The 21,388-nt window shown below is 38.8% G+C and carries 18 protein-coding genes, 1 pseudogene and 1 riboswitch; of the genes and pseudogenes, 6 read left to right on the forward strand and 13 right to left on the reverse strand.

Annotated features, from left to right (window positions below; all coding sequences use genetic code 11):
• The first annotated feature begins 225 nt into the window (after positions 1 to 225).
• Entirely contained in the window at positions 226 to 897 is a 672-nt protein-coding gene (locus H6G73_RS20045; protein ID WP_190607682.1) for an HD domain-containing protein, read from the forward strand.
• A gap of 82 nt (positions 898 to 979) precedes the next feature.
• A complete protein-coding gene (locus H6G73_RS20050) occupies positions 980 to 1,720 on the forward strand; it encodes a DUF1995 family protein (protein WP_190607723.1) in 741 nt (246 codons plus the stop codon).
• A 71-nt stretch (positions 1,721 to 1,791) separates the two neighbouring features.
• Here the strand turns inward: H6G73_RS20050 and gshB are convergent, their stop codons facing one another.
• Both gshB and grxC read right to left on the reverse strand, forming a co-directional pair.
• Complete coding sequence (gene gshB, locus H6G73_RS20055; RefSeq protein WP_190607725.1) at positions 1,792 to 2,763, reverse strand: glutathione synthase; 972 nt, start codon at positions 2,761 to 2,763, stop codon at positions 1,792 to 1,794.
• A gap of 305 nt (positions 2,764 to 3,068) precedes the next feature.
• A complete protein-coding gene (gene grxC / locus H6G73_RS20060) occupies positions 3,069 to 3,341 on the reverse strand; it encodes a glutaredoxin 3 (protein WP_190607684.1) in 273 nt (90 codons plus the stop codon).
• Between the two features lie 173 nt (positions 3,342 to 3,514).
• On the opposite strand from grxC, the gene H6G73_RS20065 reads away from it, so the two are divergent.
• A complete protein-coding gene (locus tag H6G73_RS20065; protein WP_190607685.1) occupies positions 3,515 to 3,712 on the forward strand; it encodes a hypothetical protein in 198 nt (65 codons plus the stop codon).
• 61 nt (positions 3,713 to 3,773) lie between these two features.
• Here H6G73_RS20065 and H6G73_RS20070 read toward each other — a convergent pair whose 3' ends face one another.
• From H6G73_RS20070 to H6G73_RS20085, 4 genes are all read right to left on the reverse strand, one after another.
• Complete coding sequence (locus tag H6G73_RS20070) at positions 3,774 to 4,271, reverse strand: acyl-CoA thioesterase (RefSeq protein WP_190607687.1); 498 nt, start codon at positions 4,269 to 4,271, stop codon at positions 3,774 to 3,776.
• Between the two features lie 272 nt (positions 4,272 to 4,543).
• A complete protein-coding gene (locus H6G73_RS20075) occupies positions 4,544 to 4,891 on the reverse strand; it encodes a DUF1815 family protein (RefSeq protein WP_190607688.1) in 348 nt (115 codons plus the stop codon).
• Positions 4,892 to 5,685: 794 nt separating this feature from the next.
• Positions 5,686 to 5,901, reverse strand: a complete 216-nt coding sequence (locus H6G73_RS20080) for a DUF2839 domain-containing protein (RefSeq protein ID WP_190607690.1) — start codon at positions 5,899 to 5,901, stop codon at positions 5,686 to 5,688.
• Between the two features lie 61 nt (positions 5,902 to 5,962).
• Positions 5,963 to 7,510 (reverse strand): helicase C-terminal domain-containing protein, encoded by a 1,548-nt coding sequence (locus tag H6G73_RS20085; protein WP_190607692.1) that lies wholly within the window; start codon positions 7,508 to 7,510, stop codon positions 5,963 to 5,965.
• Between the two features lie 233 nt (positions 7,511 to 7,743).
• On the opposite strand from H6G73_RS20085, the gene H6G73_RS20090 reads away from it, so the two are divergent.
• On the forward strand, positions 7,744 to 8,706 hold the full coding sequence (locus tag H6G73_RS20090) for a M48 family metallopeptidase (protein WP_190607693.1): 963 nt from the start codon (positions 7,744 to 7,746) through the stop codon (positions 8,704 to 8,706).
• A 96-nt stretch (positions 8,707 to 8,802) separates the two neighbouring features.
• Here the strand turns inward: H6G73_RS20090 and H6G73_RS20095 are convergent, their stop codons facing one another.
• The 7 genes and pseudogenes from H6G73_RS20095 to H6G73_RS20125 all read right to left on the reverse strand — a co-directional run bounded on the left by H6G73_RS20095 (position 8,803) and on the right by H6G73_RS20125 (position 17,060).
• Entirely contained in the window at positions 8,803 to 10,572 is a 1,770-nt protein-coding gene (locus tag H6G73_RS20095; protein ID WP_190607695.1) for a DUF262 domain-containing protein, read from the reverse strand.
• 600 nt (positions 10,573 to 11,172) lie between these two features.
• Entirely contained in the window at positions 11,173 to 11,610 is a 438-nt protein-coding gene (locus H6G73_RS20100; protein ID WP_190607697.1) for a hypothetical protein, read from the reverse strand.
• A 152-nt stretch (positions 11,611 to 11,762) separates the two neighbouring features.
• Entirely contained in the window at positions 11,763 to 13,136 is a 1,374-nt protein-coding gene (thiC, locus tag H6G73_RS20105) for a phosphomethylpyrimidine synthase (protein ID WP_190607698.1), read from the reverse strand.
• Positions 13,137 to 13,142: 6 nt separating this feature from the next.
• Positions 13,143 to 13,238: riboswitch (TPP riboswitch) on the reverse strand.
• Positions 13,239 to 13,484: 246 nt separating this feature from the next.
• The gene (locus H6G73_RS20110; RefSeq protein WP_190607700.1) at positions 13,485 to 14,435 is read right to left on the reverse strand and encodes an AAA family ATPase; all 951 of its coding nucleotides are present in this window, start codon (positions 14,433 to 14,435) and stop codon (positions 13,485 to 13,487) included.
• Between the two features lie 114 nt (positions 14,436 to 14,549).
• Positions 14,550 to 15,641: a DUF4350 domain-containing protein gene (locus H6G73_RS20115; protein ID WP_190607702.1), complete on the reverse strand. Its 1,092-nt coding sequence runs from the start codon at positions 15,639 to 15,641 to the stop codon at positions 14,550 to 14,552.
• A 71-nt stretch (positions 15,642 to 15,712) separates the two neighbouring features.
• Positions 15,713 to 16,318, reverse strand: coding sequence for a DUF4129 domain-containing protein (locus tag H6G73_RS20120; RefSeq protein ID WP_190607704.1), 606 nt, complete (start codon positions 16,316 to 16,318; stop codon positions 15,713 to 15,715).
• A gap of 241 nt (positions 16,319 to 16,559) precedes the next feature.
• Positions 16,560 to 17,060, reverse strand: a pseudogene (locus H6G73_RS20125) (DUF2243 domain-containing protein).
• A 163-nt stretch (positions 17,061 to 17,223) separates the two neighbouring features.
• Here H6G73_RS20125 and H6G73_RS20130 point away from each other — a divergent pair.
• Both H6G73_RS20130 and H6G73_RS20135 read left to right on the forward strand, forming a co-directional pair.
• The gene (locus tag H6G73_RS20130; protein WP_190607705.1) at positions 17,224 to 17,709 is read left to right on the forward strand and encodes an NADAR family protein; all 486 of its coding nucleotides are present in this window, start codon (positions 17,224 to 17,226) and stop codon (positions 17,707 to 17,709) included.
• A gap of 433 nt (positions 17,710 to 18,142) precedes the next feature.
• Complete coding sequence (locus H6G73_RS20135; protein WP_242034254.1) at positions 18,143 to 20,884, forward strand: GAF domain-containing sensor histidine kinase; 2,742 nt, start codon at positions 18,143 to 18,145, stop codon at positions 20,882 to 20,884.
• Positions 20,885 to 21,388 lie beyond the last annotated feature (504 nt).

Below are 21,388 nucleotides of genomic sequence, written 5' to 3' on the forward strand. Positions count from 1 at the left end.
TTATTGTCAATAATCAATAAAATATCAGCAATAAAATTGTGTAATTGAATGAATCACCAAGATTTATGATTCGCTCATTAGACATCTGGTAAAAATAAATATGCGTTTCCCATCACCCTTGTAGAAACTTTACATGCCAAGTTTCTAGAGTCTTTACTAATAGATATCTATAAAATGATAAATTTTGATGTAAATTGATGTTACTAGATCATAAATTCGCCAACAATGATAGATATTTTGTTATCGTCTTGGCAAACAACTCTTCAAAATTTTCAGGTTGACCCTGGTGCTGCAAATAGAGTATTTTGGAATTTAGTTGAGATTTATTCTGAGTCCAGTCGTCACTATCACAACATCCAACATATTTCTCAAGTCCTCAGCACAATTGATATTTTAAAAAGTTATACCCAAGACTTACCAGCTATTCAATTAGCAGCTTGGTTTCATGATTCTGTATATCATACTCAGCTAAAAGATAATGAAGAGAAAAGTGCTAGATATGCCCAGGATGTCCTATCAGATTTAGGTGTTCCTTCAGATTTAGGTGTTCCTGCTGTTCATATTATCAAAATTACCAATTTAATTCTCAATACTAAATATCACCAAGGAGAAGATATAGATAGTCAAATATTACTTGATGCAGATTTAGCAATATTAGGGACTAATTCCACCACATATCAAGAGTATGCCCACGCCATTCGTGAAGAATACGCTTGGGTTGGGGAGACGGAATATATTACAGGGAGAAAACTGGTATTAGAAGGATTTTTACAGCGTCCCTTTATTTACTATACATCTGTGATGAGGGAATCTGCTGAAGAGTTAGCTAGGTTGAACATTCAAAGAGAAATTTGTGCACTGTGCTTAACTTCTGGTGCCAACACCAACCGAAACTAGAAATCGGGATTTTGGTAATGCTCAGTTAGCGGCCAAGCTGCGAGAATTGAATATTGACCCTGAGCGTTGAATGATTTCCATTATGGCCGAACTGCCCACAACCCTAGAAGATGCGATCGCCCAATCTCGTGAAGCTGCCAAAGCCGCTTTAGCCGATGGTTGTACTCGTGTTCAAGTAGAGTTACTCTTTCCAGAACTCAAACCGATGCCTGTGGCCGAACAATTTCTGCCCTTGTTCGCTGAATATGAATCCCGTCTGAAGGTGTTCTTTGCTGATGCTGGTTCTGCCGCTTTAGCCCGTCGTGATTGGACAGATGTTCCCTTCCAAATTTTTGATATAGGTACAGGTAGGGCTGCTTCTCTGCAAACTAAAATTCAGCCAGAGGACGAAATTTTCCTATTTATTGCCCCCACTTCTGTGGAAGTACCCCAATTAGAAAAACTCTGTGAAACAATAGGCGATCGCCCCCTCGTTTTATTAAACCCACGTTTAGAAGATTCTGGTGTTGTTGGCATTGGTTACGCTGCTAGACAAACCCGCAAGCGGTTCATCAGCACCATTGAATCTTGTTATTACCTCCGTCCCGTTGACGACCAAACCGCAGTTTTTCGCTGTTATCCTGGACTGTGGGAAGTTTGGGTAGAAACCAACGAAGAATATCAAAAAATTGCTGAACTACCTAATAAACCTAGTGGTGATGACTTAGACTTAATTATCGCCAGAGGACAAGCACCAACTACCACTAACACAGAAGCTGTTCCAGGGAAAAAACCCAGTGTGTTTAAGAGTTTGCAACGGTTTATCAAGGCATTAAACAGTTAAAACTTGATATTAAACTCCCCACACTATCCCTAATGGTGACGGTGTGGGGTGGCTATGAACAGGATATCAAATCACTTTGGGGTGACAGCTTTTTCCACCCATTCAATTACCTGTTTGCCTAGACGAGTGCCATCTAAACGGTCTATTTCCCGAACTCCCGTTGGACTGGTGACATTAACTTCTGTTAAAAACCCACCAATCACATCAATACCCACAAAAATTAAACCGTCCTGACGTAATTTATCAGCTAGGTGAGTACAAATTTCCTGTTCTCTGGCAGTGATGCTAGTTTGAGCAACAGTCCCACCTGTCGCCATATTATTACGGAAGTCGCTACCACTAGACAAACGATTCAAAGCACCTATAGGTTCACCATTCAAGAGAATAATCCGCTTGTCCCCCGCTTTTGCTGCTGGGAGATAAGTTTGCACCATGACGGGAATTTTGCCTTGCTGGGTGCTGAGTTCCACAATAGAGTTAAAATTGCGATCGCCTGCTTGCAAAAATAAAATCCCCTCTCCAGCTTTATTTCCTAAGGGTTTGAGTACCGTTTCTCCCTTGGCTTCCACAAATTGTCGAATTACCTGCTTATCAGCACTGACAATAGTTTCAGGAATACATTGCACAAATTGTAGTGCATACATTTTTTCATTAGCCGCCCGGATGCCATTGGGATTATTAATCACCAATGTTTTGCTTTGGTCAATGTAATCTAGAACATAAGTCGCAAATAGATAGGCATCGTTCACTGGTGGATCTGTTCGCATAAATACAGCATCCATGGTTTCCAGAGGTGCAAAAGAGCGATCGCTTAACTGATACCAAGGATTCGCAGCCAACCATCGGCCCTCACCTAATTCTACTGGCACCAGTTTTACCCCTTGTAAGATTGCCCATGCTTGATTATCTACCACACTCAACCAGTTAGTTTGAGTAGCGTACACCTCGTGACCTAACAATTGTGCTGCTTCCATAAGGGCAACGCTGGTATCATGACCAGGGTCAAGCTGATGGATAGGATCAATGATAAAAGCCAGTTTCACCCTTTTTACCTCAATTACCAGAGAATGTAATGACTGAGCATCGGAAAATAAAACGTGCATAAATCCCTTACTAAATAGGAGAGATAGCACGATAAAATAATTGGAGTATGCTGTTATACCAAGTGACGGAAAACAGGAAACAGGCTTCGCTGTCAGTTTCGACTACACGGTAGTTGAGCATAGTCGAAACTTAACTACCGCGTCAGCCCAACGTCACCAGTGCTAAAAGCCTTTGGATATCTAGGCTTTAGTGTGAGTTAATTTCCTCACTGCCTTATCTACAGCTATTTTGATCAAAAATTAATCTAATTAGCACTTTCCACAGCTAGTAAATTATCTAACTTTCCTTGACGATCTAAAGCATGGATATCATCACAACCGCCAATATGCTCATCGTTGATAAAAATTTGTGGTAAAGACCGTCTGCCATTAGCCCTTTCTTGCATCTGACTTCTGGCAATTTCATCTCCATCAATACCGTATTCGATAAAATCTACACCTTTATTCTTGAGTAGAGTTTTTGCACGGATACAAAATGGGCAAGTAGCCCAAGTGTAAATTTCTACCTTAGCAGCCATAACCACCTCAATTGGAAATATTTCTTAATTTTAGAACCTGGAAATATCCTACGGGAAGCCTATTCGGGCTAAGCATATTTAAGAAAAATTAATAAAATTAGCTATATTCCCGTTGTGAGGTACAATTAATTGTTTATTTAAAAACAAGACTGACTCTCAAGGATTTTTATAGCATGATTGTTACTTTGATGGTAGCTTGGATTATATTTATCATCCTTTGGAAATTAGTTAAAACAACCATCAAAACTGCCTTAACCTTTGCAACTATCGTCGTCTTATTGTATTTCGGGTTTGGTGTGACTCCACAAGATATATGGAATCAAATTACTAAAGTGGCCCAAACCTATTTACAATCATCACCAAGCCGATAAAAGCAATTTGCTATTGTTCGCGCAGCGTGCCGTAGCCATACTCCTGTTCGCTCTGATCACTTTACTTCTTCGCTGAGGCAATTCTAGCTAAGGCATCTTTCACAGTCGGGGGTAGCTGACGCATAATTTTACCCCGTTCACGGTCTAAAGCTACTAGGGTAACTTGGGCAGTAACATACAACTCCTGCCCATCATTGGAGACAATAGTGTAATCCCAATTGATGCGAACTCCGCTCACTTCCGTCATTCTAGTTCTGACGATCGCACTCATACCAAGTTGCAATGAGCGATGATAGCGGATTGATAATTCTACTACTGGTAAATCGCAACCCAAGGCAACTAACTCAGCAAAGTCAATACCTATAGATCGCAAACACTCTACCCGCGCTTCTTCCATCCAGGTGATATAACTACCATGCCAAGCGATACCACCATAATCTGTGTGGTGGGGTTGGACTCTAACCGGATATTGAAACCAATTCTCAAATACAGTCCTCGTAGCCTTATCAATGGCAGTGATTGGTGGTAATTGGGGTTGGTTTACTTGTTGATCTGGCATTTTTAGTAGATGTGTGGCAGTAGTTCTGACAATGTAACTGTTTGTAAAACTTCTGCATTTTGCAGTCACCCTTGATCTTACCAGTCAATCTGTTTGATTGACAGAGTTTCTGCTCAGGATTTTGAGGTGGTCAACACATTATATATCAACTAGGGGATATACCATTCCGACACGGTAATGGTGAAGAGGCAATCAGACTGAAAGAATCAGACTACAATCACCAATTACCAATTACCGAGAGTAATTCCCTCATGAACATTGATTTTGATAAATTAGCACTTCTTAACCAGGGTTTTATTACCACCCGAAGAAGCCTGGATAGAATGCTTGGCAAGATTAGCTAGTTCTTGTAGCTGGTTAATTGCCTCTGCACCTTCTAGCTTCATCAGTTCGCGGTCATCACGCATTTCTGTCCAGGTAATACCATAATCGGATACTAAAAACCGAATTAGGTGGTTATCTCCTAGACTCACCATAAATGATGCACTATTCATTTGGTCGCCGCAAGTATAGCAGGAAGCAGGATAACCACGTCTTTCTAGTACAATTGCCAAGGCTTGCAGGTTCATCACCAAGTCTTGTACAAATTGTCTGTGTTGATATGCCAATCTCAAAAACACTTTTGTCCTCCAGACACCACAGTCATTTGAATTTCTTTTATATTTTCTTTAGATTTTCTCATTAACTAGCATTGTAAACTATTCATTACAATTTCCAGCTAGTAGTTGATTCGTTAATTGATTACCTTGCTAAGGGTAGTAGATAACGACTCTGGATACAGTATCAAACTATTCAATTTGCTAGTTACCAAGATCCGACAGAGTTACTAAAGTTAACACCATCTCCAACTAGGTCAATCTCAACTGGTAATTTCTCTAAGTCATCCGCTTTCAGCGTAACTCAAATACTGCACTAGTCAAATCGCAAAAAGTTAGATATTGGATTTTCCTCAGTAATATAAGGCTGAATTTATACTATTATTTCAATCAGACCTGCTTTTTCTTCAATTTGTTGGTACTTGCTTTAAGTTAAGCTGTACATGTTCTAAAGCACAGATGGGAATGATACCCTTAATCTCTTGCCCCCTACCGTTGATTTTCGTTGCTAATGGCATAGGGGAAGGAGATGTATGTTGTATGCCTGTCAGGGGTTTGAGGGTCTTAAAGCTGCAAATTTTTCCTGGCAGCTAACTCACCGTTAATGGCATTTTCAGTAGTAAAGTTAACAAAATTTATGTTACTGGGATTAAAAATTTTGTCAATCTGCCTCAAGTTAGATCACAAAAATTTAGATAAATATTTTTAACGACAGGGTTCAGGGGAGGTGAAAGCAGAAGTTGAGGATGAGGTATAGGGGAGAGTAATTTTGCCCTTGTTCTGTTCCTACTTCACTTTCACCTGTTCCCTGTCACTAATTAAACTACAGTCCACCAACCGAAGGCTGGGCCGATAAAACGAATTGTCACCCATGCAACTACCATGAGGATAATTCCTGCCCAAGCACCGCGAGTAGTCCAAGTCACAAAAAGTTCGGCTTGAGTTTTGGTGATAGGAACCCAAGGCAAGATGCGAGTTGTGTCTTGGCCGTATTTGTCACCTAAGGTAGATTGACGGCGTTTTGCTTCACCCATAGTTAGTGCTTCCCAAATTCAAAGTACAATTTTAGATTTTAATTAGTCCTTAGCCTAGAAACTAAGCTGAATTCTCTTCATTAGAGGCAGAAAACATATTGGGATCAAGATAGTTCAGACGTGCTAGGGGGCTGAGGGCAGAAAGGATTTGCGCTCCATAGCTACGGTTGACGACACGACTATCAAGTAGGGCAACAATACCTTGATTTTCGCGCACAGGTGCGATCGCTCGTTGCAATTCATTCAATGCAGTGGGCAATAAGTATAACCGAAACCAATCCTGGTGCGATCGCTTGTAATAAGCCACCCTCCCCGCTACCAAAGGATTTTCCAAGGATGGCAAAGGCAATGTTGCAATAATTAACAATTGAGGTGCAGGTAACACAGTTTGATGTTCTCGCCAAAATTCCCAACCAGTCACCAAAATCCCATTTTCATCAAGACAGGTTTTCTCCACCTGCACCCGCGAACCAAACTCCGAAGCCAAAATTGCCCCAACCCTGGACTTAAGGGGGACATCTCCCACCAATACCACCGTCAGACCTGGTGCAGTAGCACTCAAACACACCAAAGTCCTCACTTTGTGAATCAATGCCCCTTGGAATTCTGGAGTATTGGGTAAAGGCAATTGGTAGGGGACATACAACTGAATTGCTTCCCCTTGATTCTCCGTCGAAAACTTTAAACAAGTTAAATCGCCTAAACCAAAGTGTTTGCGGAACAAAGGCGCTTCCGTCTCTGGTTCCAAAGCACTACCCACCAACACCACAGGCTGACGCTGCCAAATAGGTGAGAGGATATCGCTTAATTCCAAAGGTGTATTGTGGAGCGAAAATAAACCTTGACGACGGGCAATAGTCGCCCAAAACAGATGGGGAGATAAAGAGGAAGTTTGCCAATTTTGGAACTTATGCCAAAAACTAGCCCAAATTTCTGGCATTTCCTCTAGTTGTAGAGATTCATACAAACTTTGTAAAATTTCCGTCTCTGGCTGGGAAATCACATAACAATCATAGGGATTAGCAGGATGCTGAAATAATTCATGGGTCAGTTGTACCCGTGCTTCCCGAATGACATCCGCTTGGCCAGGACAAGCCAGCATCAGTTGATCCCAATCATGGGGTTGAATCACCTCCGTCAACTGAGAACTGACCCAAGCTTCTAAGTCATCCACACCATCGATAATAGTGGGAATATTGGCAGGAAACTGATTACTGCCCGTCAATTGAGCTTTAAACCAAGCTTCTGGGGAAGTTAATAGCAAACCTTGAAAATCAGAACTAGGCCAGGAGTCACCTGTTCTAATTGGCTTATTCGCAGGCAGCCATTGTTGCAACCGGGGAATTTCTACTTTCAACAATCGCTGTTGTACTGTCTCTGGAGCCACTATAGTCACAGCACCAGGCCACATCAGTGCCGAGGCCACAAAACTAGTGCGATACAGTCCTTGATAGCCACAAACGGCCCCAACTTGAATTAAGGCACTACGTCCCAACCGCAGAGCGCGTGCTACCAACCGTGCCATCGTTAAATGATGGGGCCAGGAAGGGAAACCCGCCTGCGATCGGAGGAAGTTATGTAATGACAAATGAACTTCTGCTTCAATCACGCGCTTTTAATCCCATAACAGTGACTTTTTCCGAATTGCCCCACTTCTATTATGTTGTCATTAGTTAACTGAGTTTAGGAGTATGCCTTACGCTACGCTATTTAGGAGAAAACTAGCAGCATAGACATTTAGAGATAAAGAAGAGTAGAACTTGATCATTCTGTAACTCCTGCAACTTCTGCAACTCCTGAATTCTTCCCCAACCACTGATTATTCACAAATTTCCCCGCATTATGCCAACTTACACAGGAATTTCCAGCGAAGCCTTTAGGCATCCACTGGATCGCCAAGCCGAGCAAGCTTTACGCAGTTTACCGGGATTTGATTTAATCGCTCGTAAATTTGTGGAATTTGTCTACGAACGCCCTCAGTTAGTCTATCTCATGGGTAACTCCATCCAAGTTGGGCCACGCCAATATTCCACGATTTACCAGATGTTTCGGGAATGTGTGCGGGATTTGGATATTTACCCAGAACCTGCACTGTTTGTCTCACAAAATCCCCAAGCAAATAGCTATGCAATGGGGCAAGACCATCCTTACATAGTTATTAATTCAGGAATACTCGACTTACTGGACGAAGCCGAAATTCGGGCAGTGTTAGCCCATGAACTGGGGCATATTAAGTGTGGTCATACTATTTTAATTCAAATGGCGATGTGGGCTATGAATGCTGCTTCCATCATCAGTGAATTAACCTTTGGTATAGGTAATTTTGTTGGTCAAGCTTTAATTTACGCCTTTTTTGAATGGCGGCGCAAAGCAGAGTTATCGGCAGATCGTGCAGCTATGTTGGTGCTTGATGACTTAAATACAGTTATGTCAACGATGATGAAAATATCGGGTGGCAGTAACAAATATGCCCACGAATGTAGTTTACAGGAATTCATCAAACAATCAGAGAATTATCAAGCATTAGATGAAAATGGATTGAATCAAGTATACAAATTCTTGATGTATAGTGGCGCACAAGGAATGATGCTGACTCATCCCTTTCCTGTAGAACGTGTGCACTATTTACAGACTTGGGTGGTGTCTGAGGAGTATCAGCAAATCAAGAATGGTAATTATCAGCGATCGCCTGCCACTGGTGCTGTTAATGTTAAACCAGAAACACCAGAATCTGAAGCGGAAAAACTCCGGCGACAAATTGAAGAATTGCAAAAAGAAATTGACAAAATGAAAAAATCTGATTAAGTACTTAAAAATTTAGAGAACCAGGGAGAGCATTCAGCCCTCCCCTCATATCCCAAATCAAGCCACAAGCGATCGCACTGTAAAATCTTCAAATTGCTATTTCAGTAGATTTTGCAATGCAGTTTTTAATTTATTCCTTCTTTTTTCAAAAAAGTCTTCAAAGTCTTTAAATTCAAGACTTTGATTTATGTCAATATAGTTATCTGTCAAAAATTTATCTTTATCTGGTTGATCTGAAAGCCAATCTTGAAAAGGTGTATCGTTTTTTGTAATATTTTCTAAACCTTCCATAAGCTGCAAATTAGGTAATTTATCTTTAAGCTCTTGAAACACTCTATGTTTATCAACATTAATATTATTTGCATTTAATTGAGCATCGGTAAATTGCGATACCGGGTGTATATGGTCTTGATGAAACTTTACATGACCATATTTTAAATTTGGATATAAAAAAGATAAAATAAGAAACGCATAATTACCTTTTTTATAATCAAGAAATTCGTCTATATCTTCATCAGTCACTTTTAACGACCTATTTGATGGTAGTTTTGTTTCTGAAATTTCTGCAAATGAAAACTCATGACTTTTCAGAATATAATCATTTGTTGACTCATCTTTTTGTGCTAATGAATTTCTAAAATTTGTCAATACAGTATCTCCTTGACCACCAAAGACATTTTTAAGTAAAGAATGGAATAGGAATTTTTTGATATCATTCTTCGTTTGCGGATTTAGAACACCACCCTTTATTATGTAATAAGCAATTGGTATTATTGCATTTTGAGATGTAAGATTAGAACCACTTAATCCATATTCAACAAGCAAATCAATTGTTGTAGATATCGCATTTTTTATTTTTTGCCACTCAGTTTTTATTTTTGTAACATTCTCAGTTTTAAAACTACCGACTTTAAAAATTACAGAGCAATCTGTTAACATTAAACAACTTCTCATTACAAAGTCATTATTGAAACTAAAGTCATCACCCTTTTTATTTATACTAGTAATAAATTTTTCAATTTCATCTCTTCCATCTTCCCAATTTGCAACAATGGTAGAGAATAAAAGATCAGTTTTTGACAAAGTAGTTCCACCACTATTAACTCTAACAAATATTTTTAAAATATTGTCTAAATCCTGCTCTTCTATCTTGAAATAATTTATTAATTCATCCCTAACAATTCTTGAATGAAGGTCTCTGAGTGTCCTTTTAATTCTATTTCTAACAGAACTTTCTTTTAGTGCAGATGTAACATCTACGTTTTCCATATTATGAGTAAGAAGTTCATCATATTTTTCATCAATTGGAGGACTATCTTTTTCCCATGTGAGAACCTCTCTAACAGGAAACCAAAGTTTATCTTGACCACTGTTGCTTGCTTCATCTTTGGTAATAAACTGAAAAGAATAATTCAATTCATTATCTTCATCAGTATGTACATCACTTAAAAGATTTAAAAACAGTGTCTTTTCGGGAAAACTACTGTCACTACTCCATTTAGCTCGTCTTTTTCTAACAGAATATGTGCCTTGTAAAGCTAGATAAATTGAACTTAATCGCTGTTGACCATCTAGCACTCCAATAATTTGATCTTTTAATTCAGGATAGGGTGCTTTATCATTAAGATACTTATCTCTTTCGTGGTAGTTTTGAAGAAATTTATAAAAGACATATTCATTAATATGAGGTTTATTTAAAAACCAAAAAAGAAATGTTCCAATAGGATAACCCTGTTGAATAGAATCAAATAACTTCTCTATTTGGTCTTGCTTCCAAACAAATTTTCTTTGTATTGCCGGTAGATACATTTCATTATTGCCAATTTTATCAAGCACTTCCTTAATTGTCATCTTCTGATAGCTCATAACCTTATCTCCGTAGTGCTAACCTTGGTTATTATCAAACAAAAATTAGTAGTTTGATAAATCTCCTCAAACTGCCCAAAAATATACTACACTAAACTTTTTTATTCCACAATTTTTGTAACAATTTCTTATACCATAAATTACCCAAAAAGAAAGAAGTAATTGAGTGGGTTCAAAAATAGGAATGTTAGCAATTTTTTCAGTCACACCAGATAACTGAGCATCCAAAGTACCAAAACACTCTTCCTGGCGAGAAGCTATCTAAGAAAGTTATCCTTCTTGCTTCTACTCTTAACGTTTTTGTAAATAAGATGGTGATAAGTTCATAATTACCTGCTTTCCTTACCTACTTAAATTATCTCTCAACTCTAATTTCTCTTTTTCTCTTTGTTTATTGTTATTGGAGGATTTAATAATTGATCTAAATATTCTTTAGTTAAGGGATCGTTATATTATCTATTCATGTGATTATAGAAAAAAATACACTCAATAAATATGAAGAAAATTATCAAATAATATTTAACAACCAATATTATAAATCGCAAAAATGGTTAAATATAAATTATAAATTTCACTTGTATTCAAAGTGATTAAAAAAGATTATTGACTAGATAGACTTAAAGTGCAAACCCGTTGCAACATATTCTGACTAGCAACACTATCAGCAGAAATTAGAAAATATTGAGGCCAATAATCTATAAAAGTAGTGTAGGTTTTCCAGCTAGGATTAGTAGTTAATTTACCATAATCACATGATTTGGTATACGCATTTCTTTTTCTGCCACCAATATTGTATTCAAAGACAACAACTTTTACTTTTGGATATTTATCATTATCGCTATAAAATCCATCTTCATTGTTAAGCGTATCATCAGCTAACATGATTTCAAATTTAACGCTATTCTCATTTAGTTTTATGATTTCACCGCTATTAGTTTGACCAAAATCTACCCACTTTTTTTGTTGAGATTGAGCTAAAACAGGTGTTGTAATTATAGATAAACAAGAGATTGGGATTACATATTTGAGCAATTGCATACTTTTAAAAACTCACATTCTTGCATTTAGATGTGATTAATTAAATATACACAATCTCAGTATTTTTTGGCAAATAAACAATTGTTACAATAAATATTTAAAATCCCCGACTTCCTTAAGAAGTCAGGGATCTATTAGCATCTATTTATCGTTTAAACCTGAACGATTTTTTCTTTAGCCAAAAACTTCTCCAATTCAGTCAATGCATCAGCATCAACCTTAGTCTGCATTGGACAGAATTTAGGCCCACACATAGAACAAAACTCAGCAGTTTTATAAATATCTGCTGGTAAAGTTTCATCGTGATATTCTTTTGCCCGGTCTGGGTCTAAAGATAACTCAAATTGACGGTTCCAGTCGAAATTGTATCTGGCTTTCGACAGTTCATCGTCTCTGTCTCTTGCACCAGGGCGATGTCTAGCAATATCTGCCGCATGGGCAGCTATTTTATAAGCAATTAAGCCATTACGGACATCTTCAGCATTAGGTAAACCTAAATGTTCTTTAGGAGTCACATAACACAACATTGCTGTCCCATACCATCCTGCCATAGCTGCTCCAATGGCTGAGGTAATATGGTCGTAACCAGGAGCAATATCTGTCACCAAAGGCCCGAGAACATAGAAAGGTGCTTCTGAGCATTCTTCCATTTGCTTGCGGACGTTAAACTCAATTTGATCCATGGGAACGTGACCAGGCCCTTCTACCATGACCTGAACATTATGTTCCCAAGCCCTACGAGTGAGTTGTCCCAAGGTTTTAAGTTCTGCTAACTGGGCTGCATCGGTCGCATCATGGGTACAGCCAGGACGGAGTGAGTCCCCCAAACTGAAGGAAACATCATATTTTTTGAAAATCTCAATGATGTCGTTGAAATGGGTGTACAGGGGGTTTTGTTTATGGTGATGCAGCATCCACTTAGCTAAAATACCGCCACCACGGGATACAATACCTGTAATGCGGCTTCTGACTAAAGGTAAATGCTCAATTAATATTCCTGCGTGGATGGTTTGATAGTCTACACCTTGTTGGGCGTGCTTCTCAATGACATGGAGAAAGTCATCAGCCGTCAGATTTTCCATTCTGCCGTGAACGCTTTCTAGGGCTTGATAAACTGGTACTGTGCCGATGGGAACTGGTGAAGCGTTAATAATAGCGGTGCGAATTTCGTCTAAGTTACCGCCACCTGTGGACAAGTCCATGACGGTATCAGCACCATATTTAATAGATAATCTGAGTTTGGCTAATTCTTCTTCTACGTTGGAAGAGTTAGGAGATGCGCCAATATTGGCATTGACTTTACATTTAGAGGCGATACCAATAGCCATCGGCTCTAAATTTGTGTGATTAATATTAGCAGGAATAATCATCCTTCCCCGTGCCACTTCTTCACGGATAAGTTCCGGTGGCAGGCTTTCTCGCTGGGCGACGTAGTGCATTTCTTCCGTAATCACACCTTGACGAGCATAGTGCATTTGAGTCACATTAGCTTGTCCACGCCGCTTGGCTACCCATTCTGTTCGCATATTTAATTCCTCAATATACAGCTTCCCTTCGCTGGTATTACCCAGAGTCAGGTGTTAAGGGTTTGATCTCAGCCTGATTAACAGACACCCCTAGCGTCAATTGACTTCTTGCATTGATAGTTTTTGCTTCACTTCCATACGCAAAGAAAAGCGCCAAAATCAACGGCTTTTCTTGAAGTCTAACGTCGATTGTAGCACTTTTTTAAAAATAGGGGGATCGGCTGAAAAACTAATAGTTTGAGTTTAGTTAGTTTTTCTACCAAATACTAGATTTTAGTTATCTTTTTATTTGTCCAAAAACTTTATTTATTGACTGGTCAGAGGTTGATCAGTTATTCATTACAAGCCTTATCTAGGTACAGGTACTTGATTAAGTATGGATGTAATTACTGCATCAATTTTTAACCCATCTAATGTTGCTTCTGGCTTCAAAAGTAAACGATGACGTAGCAAAGGTGCGGCTACGGTTTTGACATCATCTGGGGTGACAAAATCACGACCAGCTAACCATGCTGTAGCTTGAGATGTTTGTAACCAAGCACCTGTGGCACGGGGAGAAACACCTAAAGCTAAATCAGGATGTGAGCGAGATTTCTGGGCTAGTGCTAATAGATAATCAATGATGGCATCTGATACTTGAATGTTATGTACTGCTCGTCTGGCTTGCAAAATATCTGCAACTGTAGCGATAGGTTTTAATTTGCTAATATCGAGACGTTTAGCAGCAAAACCTGCTTGACGATTTAGTAACATTTGTTTTTCGGCTGCTTGGTCGGGGTAATCAACTAACAGCTTGAATAAAAATCGGTCTAATTGTGCTTCCGGTAAGGGGTAAGTTCCTTCAAATTCTAGGGGGTTTTGGGTAGCAATAACCCAGAATAAGTCTGGTAATGGTAAACTTTCACCATCTAAAGTAATTTGCATTTCCTCCATAGCTTCTAATAATGCTGCTTGAGTTTTGGGAGGAGTGCGGTTAATTTCATCTGCTAGTAGGACTTCTGTAAAAACAGGGCCTTTTTTTAGAATAAAGTCACGACTATTTAAGTCAAAAATATTTGTGCCAATAATATCTGATGGTAAAACATCTGGTGTCAGTTGGATGCGGCGAAAATCTGATTGAATTAATTGAGCTAAAACTTTAACTAAAAGTGTTTTACCTGTGCCAGGTACTCCTTCTAGAATAATGTGTCCGCCAGCTAATAAGGCAACTAACAATTGTTTGATGACTTGCGATTGTCCAACTACTGTTTGACCAATTTCTTGTTCTAAGTCAATTAATATAGAATGTGCTTCACTCATGAGATAATAAATTAATTACTGTAATGTTAAAAATACAAAATTTCTACTATTTAAATATCATATGGGATATGTTTAGTCAAAATATCCAGTTTGTTAAATTATCGGCAATTGTTTTTAATGATTAACTTTCCGGATGTTTTGCCATTTTTGTAACCATGTTAAAAGTTGTTGTTCATTGATACGATGTTTTTTGTTTTGAGATGCAAGTAAAGAATTGAGTTCGTCTGCACTTAAACCAGTTTTTTCTGCCCAAACTGTAAGTAATATAGAAGGTTCTACAGGTGTGTTACCTAAGCCCAAGGCTTTTTGCAGTTGAATTTGTTCTTGTTTTCCTAACATTTCAATTACAAAGTCGCTAGCTTCGGCTTTTTGTAAGACTCCTGCTAATGCTTGGATATATGCTTGACTGTTGTCTATAACTGGTGTTTGTAAAGTTACGGGCTGACCAAATCGCTGATTTTCTGCCCAAATTAACACCAACAACAATACACCAACCTGTATGAGTGCTGGAAATAAAGGAGTTTTTGTAAAATAACTTAATAGACTATCTTTGCCTTCTTTGGCTCTTGTGCTTTGGTCTTTGTAACCATGAATATATTCATCTACGAATATTTGCTGGTGATTTTTGGTGACTAAATTAGCTAAATATTCAAAGTTGGCGTTATCTTGATAGGCATTGGCAGCTAAATTGGATGTAGTGGCAAAAATTACTTTACCTTTACCATGGTTTTCTTGCCAGAGAATAGCACCAAAGCGATCGCCTAAAACCAGATTTTCTTGTTGCTGATTCATTATAATATGGCGACGAGTAGTATCAATCTTAACATCTCCCACAGATGTTGCTAGGTTACTACTAAATTCAGCCCCGCTCACTGGTTCCTTAATACCTAGTTCCACCAGAGTATTGCCTTTTTCTAGCCATTCTTTCTTCTCACTGGAGATAAACGGTGCTTTGAGAGCACTATTTACCTGGATGAGAGTCACAGGAGTTTTTTGGCTAACTATATCATCAAAGGGCTTTTGCCAACGCTGGATATTCACACCCTTTGCTTGCATAAAAGTGTACCAAGCACCATAGCCACTGGGAGAGCGATTATAAGTAGATCCATGATTAATCAGCGTTTGAGGAGCAGCTAAGAGAGTCAATAATATGATTGCAGCAATGGCGATCGCTCCCCACCAAGCAAAGCGGTTTAGGGGTTTCATTTTCCTCAGGATTAATACTTATGAATTAAGATATTAATAATACTATAGACTTTTTACAAGTCTAGTCTAGTTTAAGGAAAAATTTCCCCATAAGCTTGACGACATTGTTGATAATTCTCTGCACCAATCTTTGTTTGACCAAAACATAATTGTTCGTGAGTGATAATTATAGTTTCATAAGCCTGCATCGTCGTCACTGTTGAACGTAGCAATTGCAGATATTCTCCGTCAGTCCGACTTGCTTGTGCTAAAATGACTTTTCCCTGATCCAACTGCTGCAACATCGCTAAATACAAACATCTGCAAGCTTCACCATAATTGCCTAATTGTGCCAACTCCTGTGCTCGAAGCAATAAATCATCAGTAGATATCTTGGTTTCAGCCGCTTTTGGCGTAATCATCCCAGAATTACCCACAGCAGCTAACCAAGGATAGATGTATGGGCTAAACTCTTGCCATAATCGCCAAACTATCCAAGCTAAGAATAAGCCCAATAACAGCCAAAAAGTAATTGTCAGTAAGTCCTGTAACCAAGGACTCATAGACCAGCCATCAGGTAATTGTGGTAGATTCCTTTGCCATCGAGAAGATTGATATTCCAGCCATTCGCTCACTTGTTGCTGGACTAAAGAAAGCTGCCAACCCCAACTACTCTTTTCAAAACTTTCTGTAGACATATTCAGTCATTAGCCATAATCAATATCTCTTGCATTTTAAATTCTCATTCCCATTCTATGTGAGGTGGCTGGGAATAAATTTTTGAGCAGCCTTTTGAAACGTCTCTATCAGAAAAAGTACAGTCCATCTAGATGCAAAACTTCTCTGACATGAATTTTTATCATTGGAGGCAGTAGATTAATCTGCAACCAACTCATCTAAACTTTAGCAATCGCTTTTTTAAGCTTTAATTTTTAATTTTTAATTCTTTTTTGTGGTATTAAGAACTAATATACTTCTTTGAATCATTATCCACCCCACCAACGCAAGTAAAGCACCCAAAGCCAAAAATCCCCAATCCCATAGCCATTGATCCTGCCCTGGTTTAACATGATGTATTCCCAAAAGTTGATGATCTATCAGACCTTCTAATACGTTAAATAAACCAGCACCAACCAATATAGAACCGATGAATGTCTGTGATGACCAATAAACATCTTCACGTCCACCAGCGCACCAGAGTAAAATCACTCCTATCAATGTCAGTAACCAATCAAAAGCGTGAAATAAGCCATCTCACAACATGTTTAAATCTATATTAGAAATCGTAGTGAGTGGTTGAAGATTACTAATCATGTGATGCCATTGGAGAATCTGATGGAGGAGGATACCATCAACAAAACCTCCTAAACCTAGCCCTAGAAAAACTCCAGCCACAATGATTGGCCCTATTGCTGGATTTGCTGCGCTCTGATCTTTCATTATCAGCCTCAAACACCTTCTTTTCTACCACAATAAAATGGTCGTTTGACTAACAGCTTCTATCTAGAGGTAAGTGCTAGTTCACCATCACTGAACTATTGTTTCCTGTTAGTATGCACAGACATCATAAAATTTTGATATATAAAAAAGAGCAATTTTTCAGATGACCATTTACTTTTACAAGGTTTGGCAGCCCTATGGCTGTTTTTCAAATTTTTCGCCCCACTGTATCGAAATTGATGGTACTCACTGGCCAACCGTTGAGCATTATTATCAAGCTCAAAAATTTGTAGGCAGTCCAGATGCAGTAATTATTCCCTTCATCCATGCAGCCTCTACACCAGAGGAAGCTGCTGCTTTAGGGCGATGTAGCAATTATCAGATCCGTCCTGATTGGGATTTAGTCAAAATTACTGTGATGCGGGCTGCTGTGTTCAAAAAATTTATGACTCATCCAGAAATTAGGCAGATCCTATTGGTGACAGGTGATGAAATGTTAGTTGAGGATTCACCCAGAGATTATTTCTGGGGTTGTGGTTTGGATAAGTCTGGTGAAAATAACTTAGGTAAAATCCTCATGAGTGTAAGAACGGAAATTCGTCAGATGATATCTTACTCAGTGATTTCTCGTAAAGAATTATCGCCTTAGCATTTGTACTTAATGTACAGATAGAGAGGTTTTAGTTGTGATCACTTTGTTGCTTCCCCTCTCTATCAAAATTTTCAGCGATTAATTCAGGATGATGGAAGGTGAGAGTAAGAAAATCTGATGATTTATATTCTGACTGACTATAATTAGTTTAGTTATAAATACTTATACTTGTCTTCATAAATATTAATTAATATTGACCGGAAAGCGATACAAAAATTTATAACCTTAGGGTTTTTCCTGATAAATTAGGGCGATAAAAAGAATTTAAGTAATCAAACGGAAACATTCTTCTATATATAGATATAAAATCTGATTACATCATCTGATTTAATTTTAGAGTTCTTCACGAAAATACACAGAATCAAAATTTGATGACATAAATACTAACCGTAGAGTAAAAACAATCCCATTGTGTAGGTAGTTAGAGGCAATGACATTAGTAGATAACGCAAATCGCTGGCAGGATGACTTAGCGCAAGAGAATTTATTGCATCGGATGATCAAACAGATCAGGCGATCGCTGGATCTCAACGAAATATTAACAACTACTGTCAACGAAGTGCGAAAATTTCTAGGTACAGATCGAGTGAAAATATATCGATTTGATACTGATGGTAGTGGCGAAGTCATTGCCGAATCTAGAGACCAACACAGCCTACCATCCTTATTAGGATTGCATTTTCCGGCAGGAGATATTCCTCCAGAAGCTAAGGAAATGTTTTTATTGTCACGGCAACGCTCAATAGTTAATGTTAAACAAGGTACTATTGGTTTATCACCGTTACGGTCAAAAGATACTGGGAAAAGTTTACTAGCAGATAATATCTACTATCGAGCAGTAGATCCCTGCCATATTCAGTATTTACAGGCAATGGGTGTAGAATCCTCCCTCGTAGTGCCCATCTTAAATTACGAACCACACGAAGCCACAAAAAAACCCAACCTATGGGGTTTGTTGGTATCCCATCACAGCCAACAAAAAACCATTGTCAAACGGGATCTCAAAGTAGTGCAACAAATAGCAGATCAAGTAGCGATCGCTATTTCCCAAAGTAACCTGTTTGCAGAAACTCGCGCCCAACAGCACCGTGAATTCATCATCAATAAAGTCACCAACCTCCTCCACCAACTCCCCACCATTCAAATCCCCCAAGCCCTAGAAGAAACAATTACAGCTTTCGACGGCATAGGTGGCAGACTTTATATAGAAAAAAATGGAGAAATATACACCTGGGGAGAACAGCCAAAATTACCCTATGAACTAGAAAATACCAACATTGAACAGCATCCTGTTTGGCAAAGATGGATGGCTGAGTATAAACCAGGGGAAATTTTCACCACCCCAAACCTCTACACCCAAACCAACTTAAGAGTTTTAGCCCTAGCCTTTAAATCAACGCCCATTTTTGGGCTGATGGTAATTCCCCTCCATTACCGTGAAACCTTTCTAGGAGTTATCAGCATTTTTCGCCCCCAAGTCAATACAGAAATCCTCTGGGCCGGAAGATGTGAACAAAATCGCCGCCAATATTTACCCAGCCTTTCCTTTGATGTTTGGCGAGAAGAACGTAAAGGCCAAGCACCAGAATGGACATCAGGAGACATATTACTTGCACAAGCTTTGTGCCACAACTTCTCCATGGCCATTCAGCAACAGCAAACTTATCAACAGCTACAAACCCTGAATACCAACCTAGAAACCAGAGTTCAAGCAAAAACCTACGAATTAGAAAGATCCTTACTCCTCACACAAGTCATTAAACACGTCACAGATCAGATTCGGAGCACATTAGATTTAAGCACCATTTTACAGACCATAGTTAGAGAAGTGCGGATTCTTCTCAACTCTGACCGACTGTTGATTTATCAAATCCATTCTGAGTGTGATGGAGAAGTCACTGTAGAAGAAGTCAAAGGGGACTGGCCATCAGTATTAGGGATCAAAACCCCACCAGGATGTTTTCCTCAAGATTTGGCAAACGTTTACCTAGAAGGCAAAACCAGAGCTATTAATAATGTAGCCACAGCCCAATTGACACCTTGCCATCAAGAATTTTTAGACAGCATACAAGTCAAAGCCAACTTAATTGTCCCCATTAAAATGGGGTCACAACTATGGGGATTACTAATTGCTCACCAGTGTAAGGCTCCTAGAAATTGGCAAGATACAGAAATCGAGTTACTCCAACAGCTAGCTGACCAAGCATCCATTGCCATTCAGCAGGGCCAACTTTATGAACAAAGCTGTTTAGCTCAAGCTAAAGCCACTGCAAAAGCTGAACAACTAGAAAATACACTCCTGCAACTCCGAGAAACCCAGACTAAATTAATTCACACAGAAAAAATGTCTGGTTTAGGGCAGTTAGTGGCTGGTATTGCCCATGAAATCAACAACCCTGTCAATTTTATCTATGGCAACCTGTGCCATGCCAAAGACTATACAGAAAGGCTCTTAGAAATTTTACAACTCTATCAATCCCAGTATCCCCAACCTAACACAATGATTAATTCTGCCTTGGAAGCCATAGATTTTGAATTTGTGGTTGAGGATTTACCAAGAATTATGTCTTCCATGCAAGTGGGTGCTGACCGCATTCGCTCAATTGTTCTATCATTACGTAATTTTTCTCGTTTGGATGAAGCGGAATATAAAGCCGTTAACCTCCATGAAGGAATAGATAATACCTTAATGATTTTGCAGCATCGACTGAAACCCCATGGGATCTTTCCTGGCATTGAGGTGATTAAAGACTATTGTGATTTACCAAAAGTAGAATGCTACGCTGGGCAAATCAATCAGGTGTTTATGAATGTCATCAATAATGCCATTGATGTGTTGAGTGATCAGTTTGAAGAGCCTAACGCCACACATACTAACAACTTTTCACCAATAATTCGCATTTCCACGAGAATTTCCGCTGATAATTCCCAAGTCCTGGTAAATATTGCCGACAATGGCCCAGGTATGAGCAAGGAATTAAAAAATCGAATTTTTGAACCATTTTTCACCACCAAGCCTGTGGGTAAGGGTACAGGGTTAGGTTTAGCCATTAGTTATCAGATTGTGGTAGAAAAACACGGTGGACTAATGGAATGTATTTCCGAACCTGGACAGGGAACAGAGTTTTGGATTGAAATTCCTCTGAAATATCAAGGTAATACCAATCAATAAAGCCAGAATTGAGGAATTGACCAGTTAATAGTGGGTTGATTGTTTTCATAACTTAAAATATTAGCAAGTATTTACTCACGTATTGCTTCAATAAATATTCCAGTTAAATTAAACAATTCGCCCGCAAATTACCAGTAATTACTAAACCTTTGTTTACCTAGAAGTAAAGTTTAATGTCAAGGCTAATCACTGGCTGATAAACCTGTTATTCTAATAATTGAAGCTGATAGAGAAAGCTTCCCTGGCAGATAAAACAGCTAGAGTTGAAGTGTAGTAAGAGGTAAAAGCGCTGTTAGATTCAAATCTGTCTCGTCAACAAAACGCAACACCCAACGCGAACGCTTATATTCCCTAAGATGAAGTGAAATCGGGGGCTATATTACTTGGTTGAGTCCTTGTTAAGCAAGGTAGTTTGGCTAAGTACATCCCTGGATAGAATAAACAAGGGTAGGGAAGAACCAAGCTAGTAGATGATTGGGTGTTGTTGTTTTTGAGATCCTTGCT

The sequence above is a fragment of the Richelia sinica FACHB-800 genome (assembly GCF_014698825.1).
Taxonomy (GTDB): Bacteria; Cyanobacteriota; Cyanobacteriia; order Cyanobacteriales; family Nostocaceae; genus FACHB-800.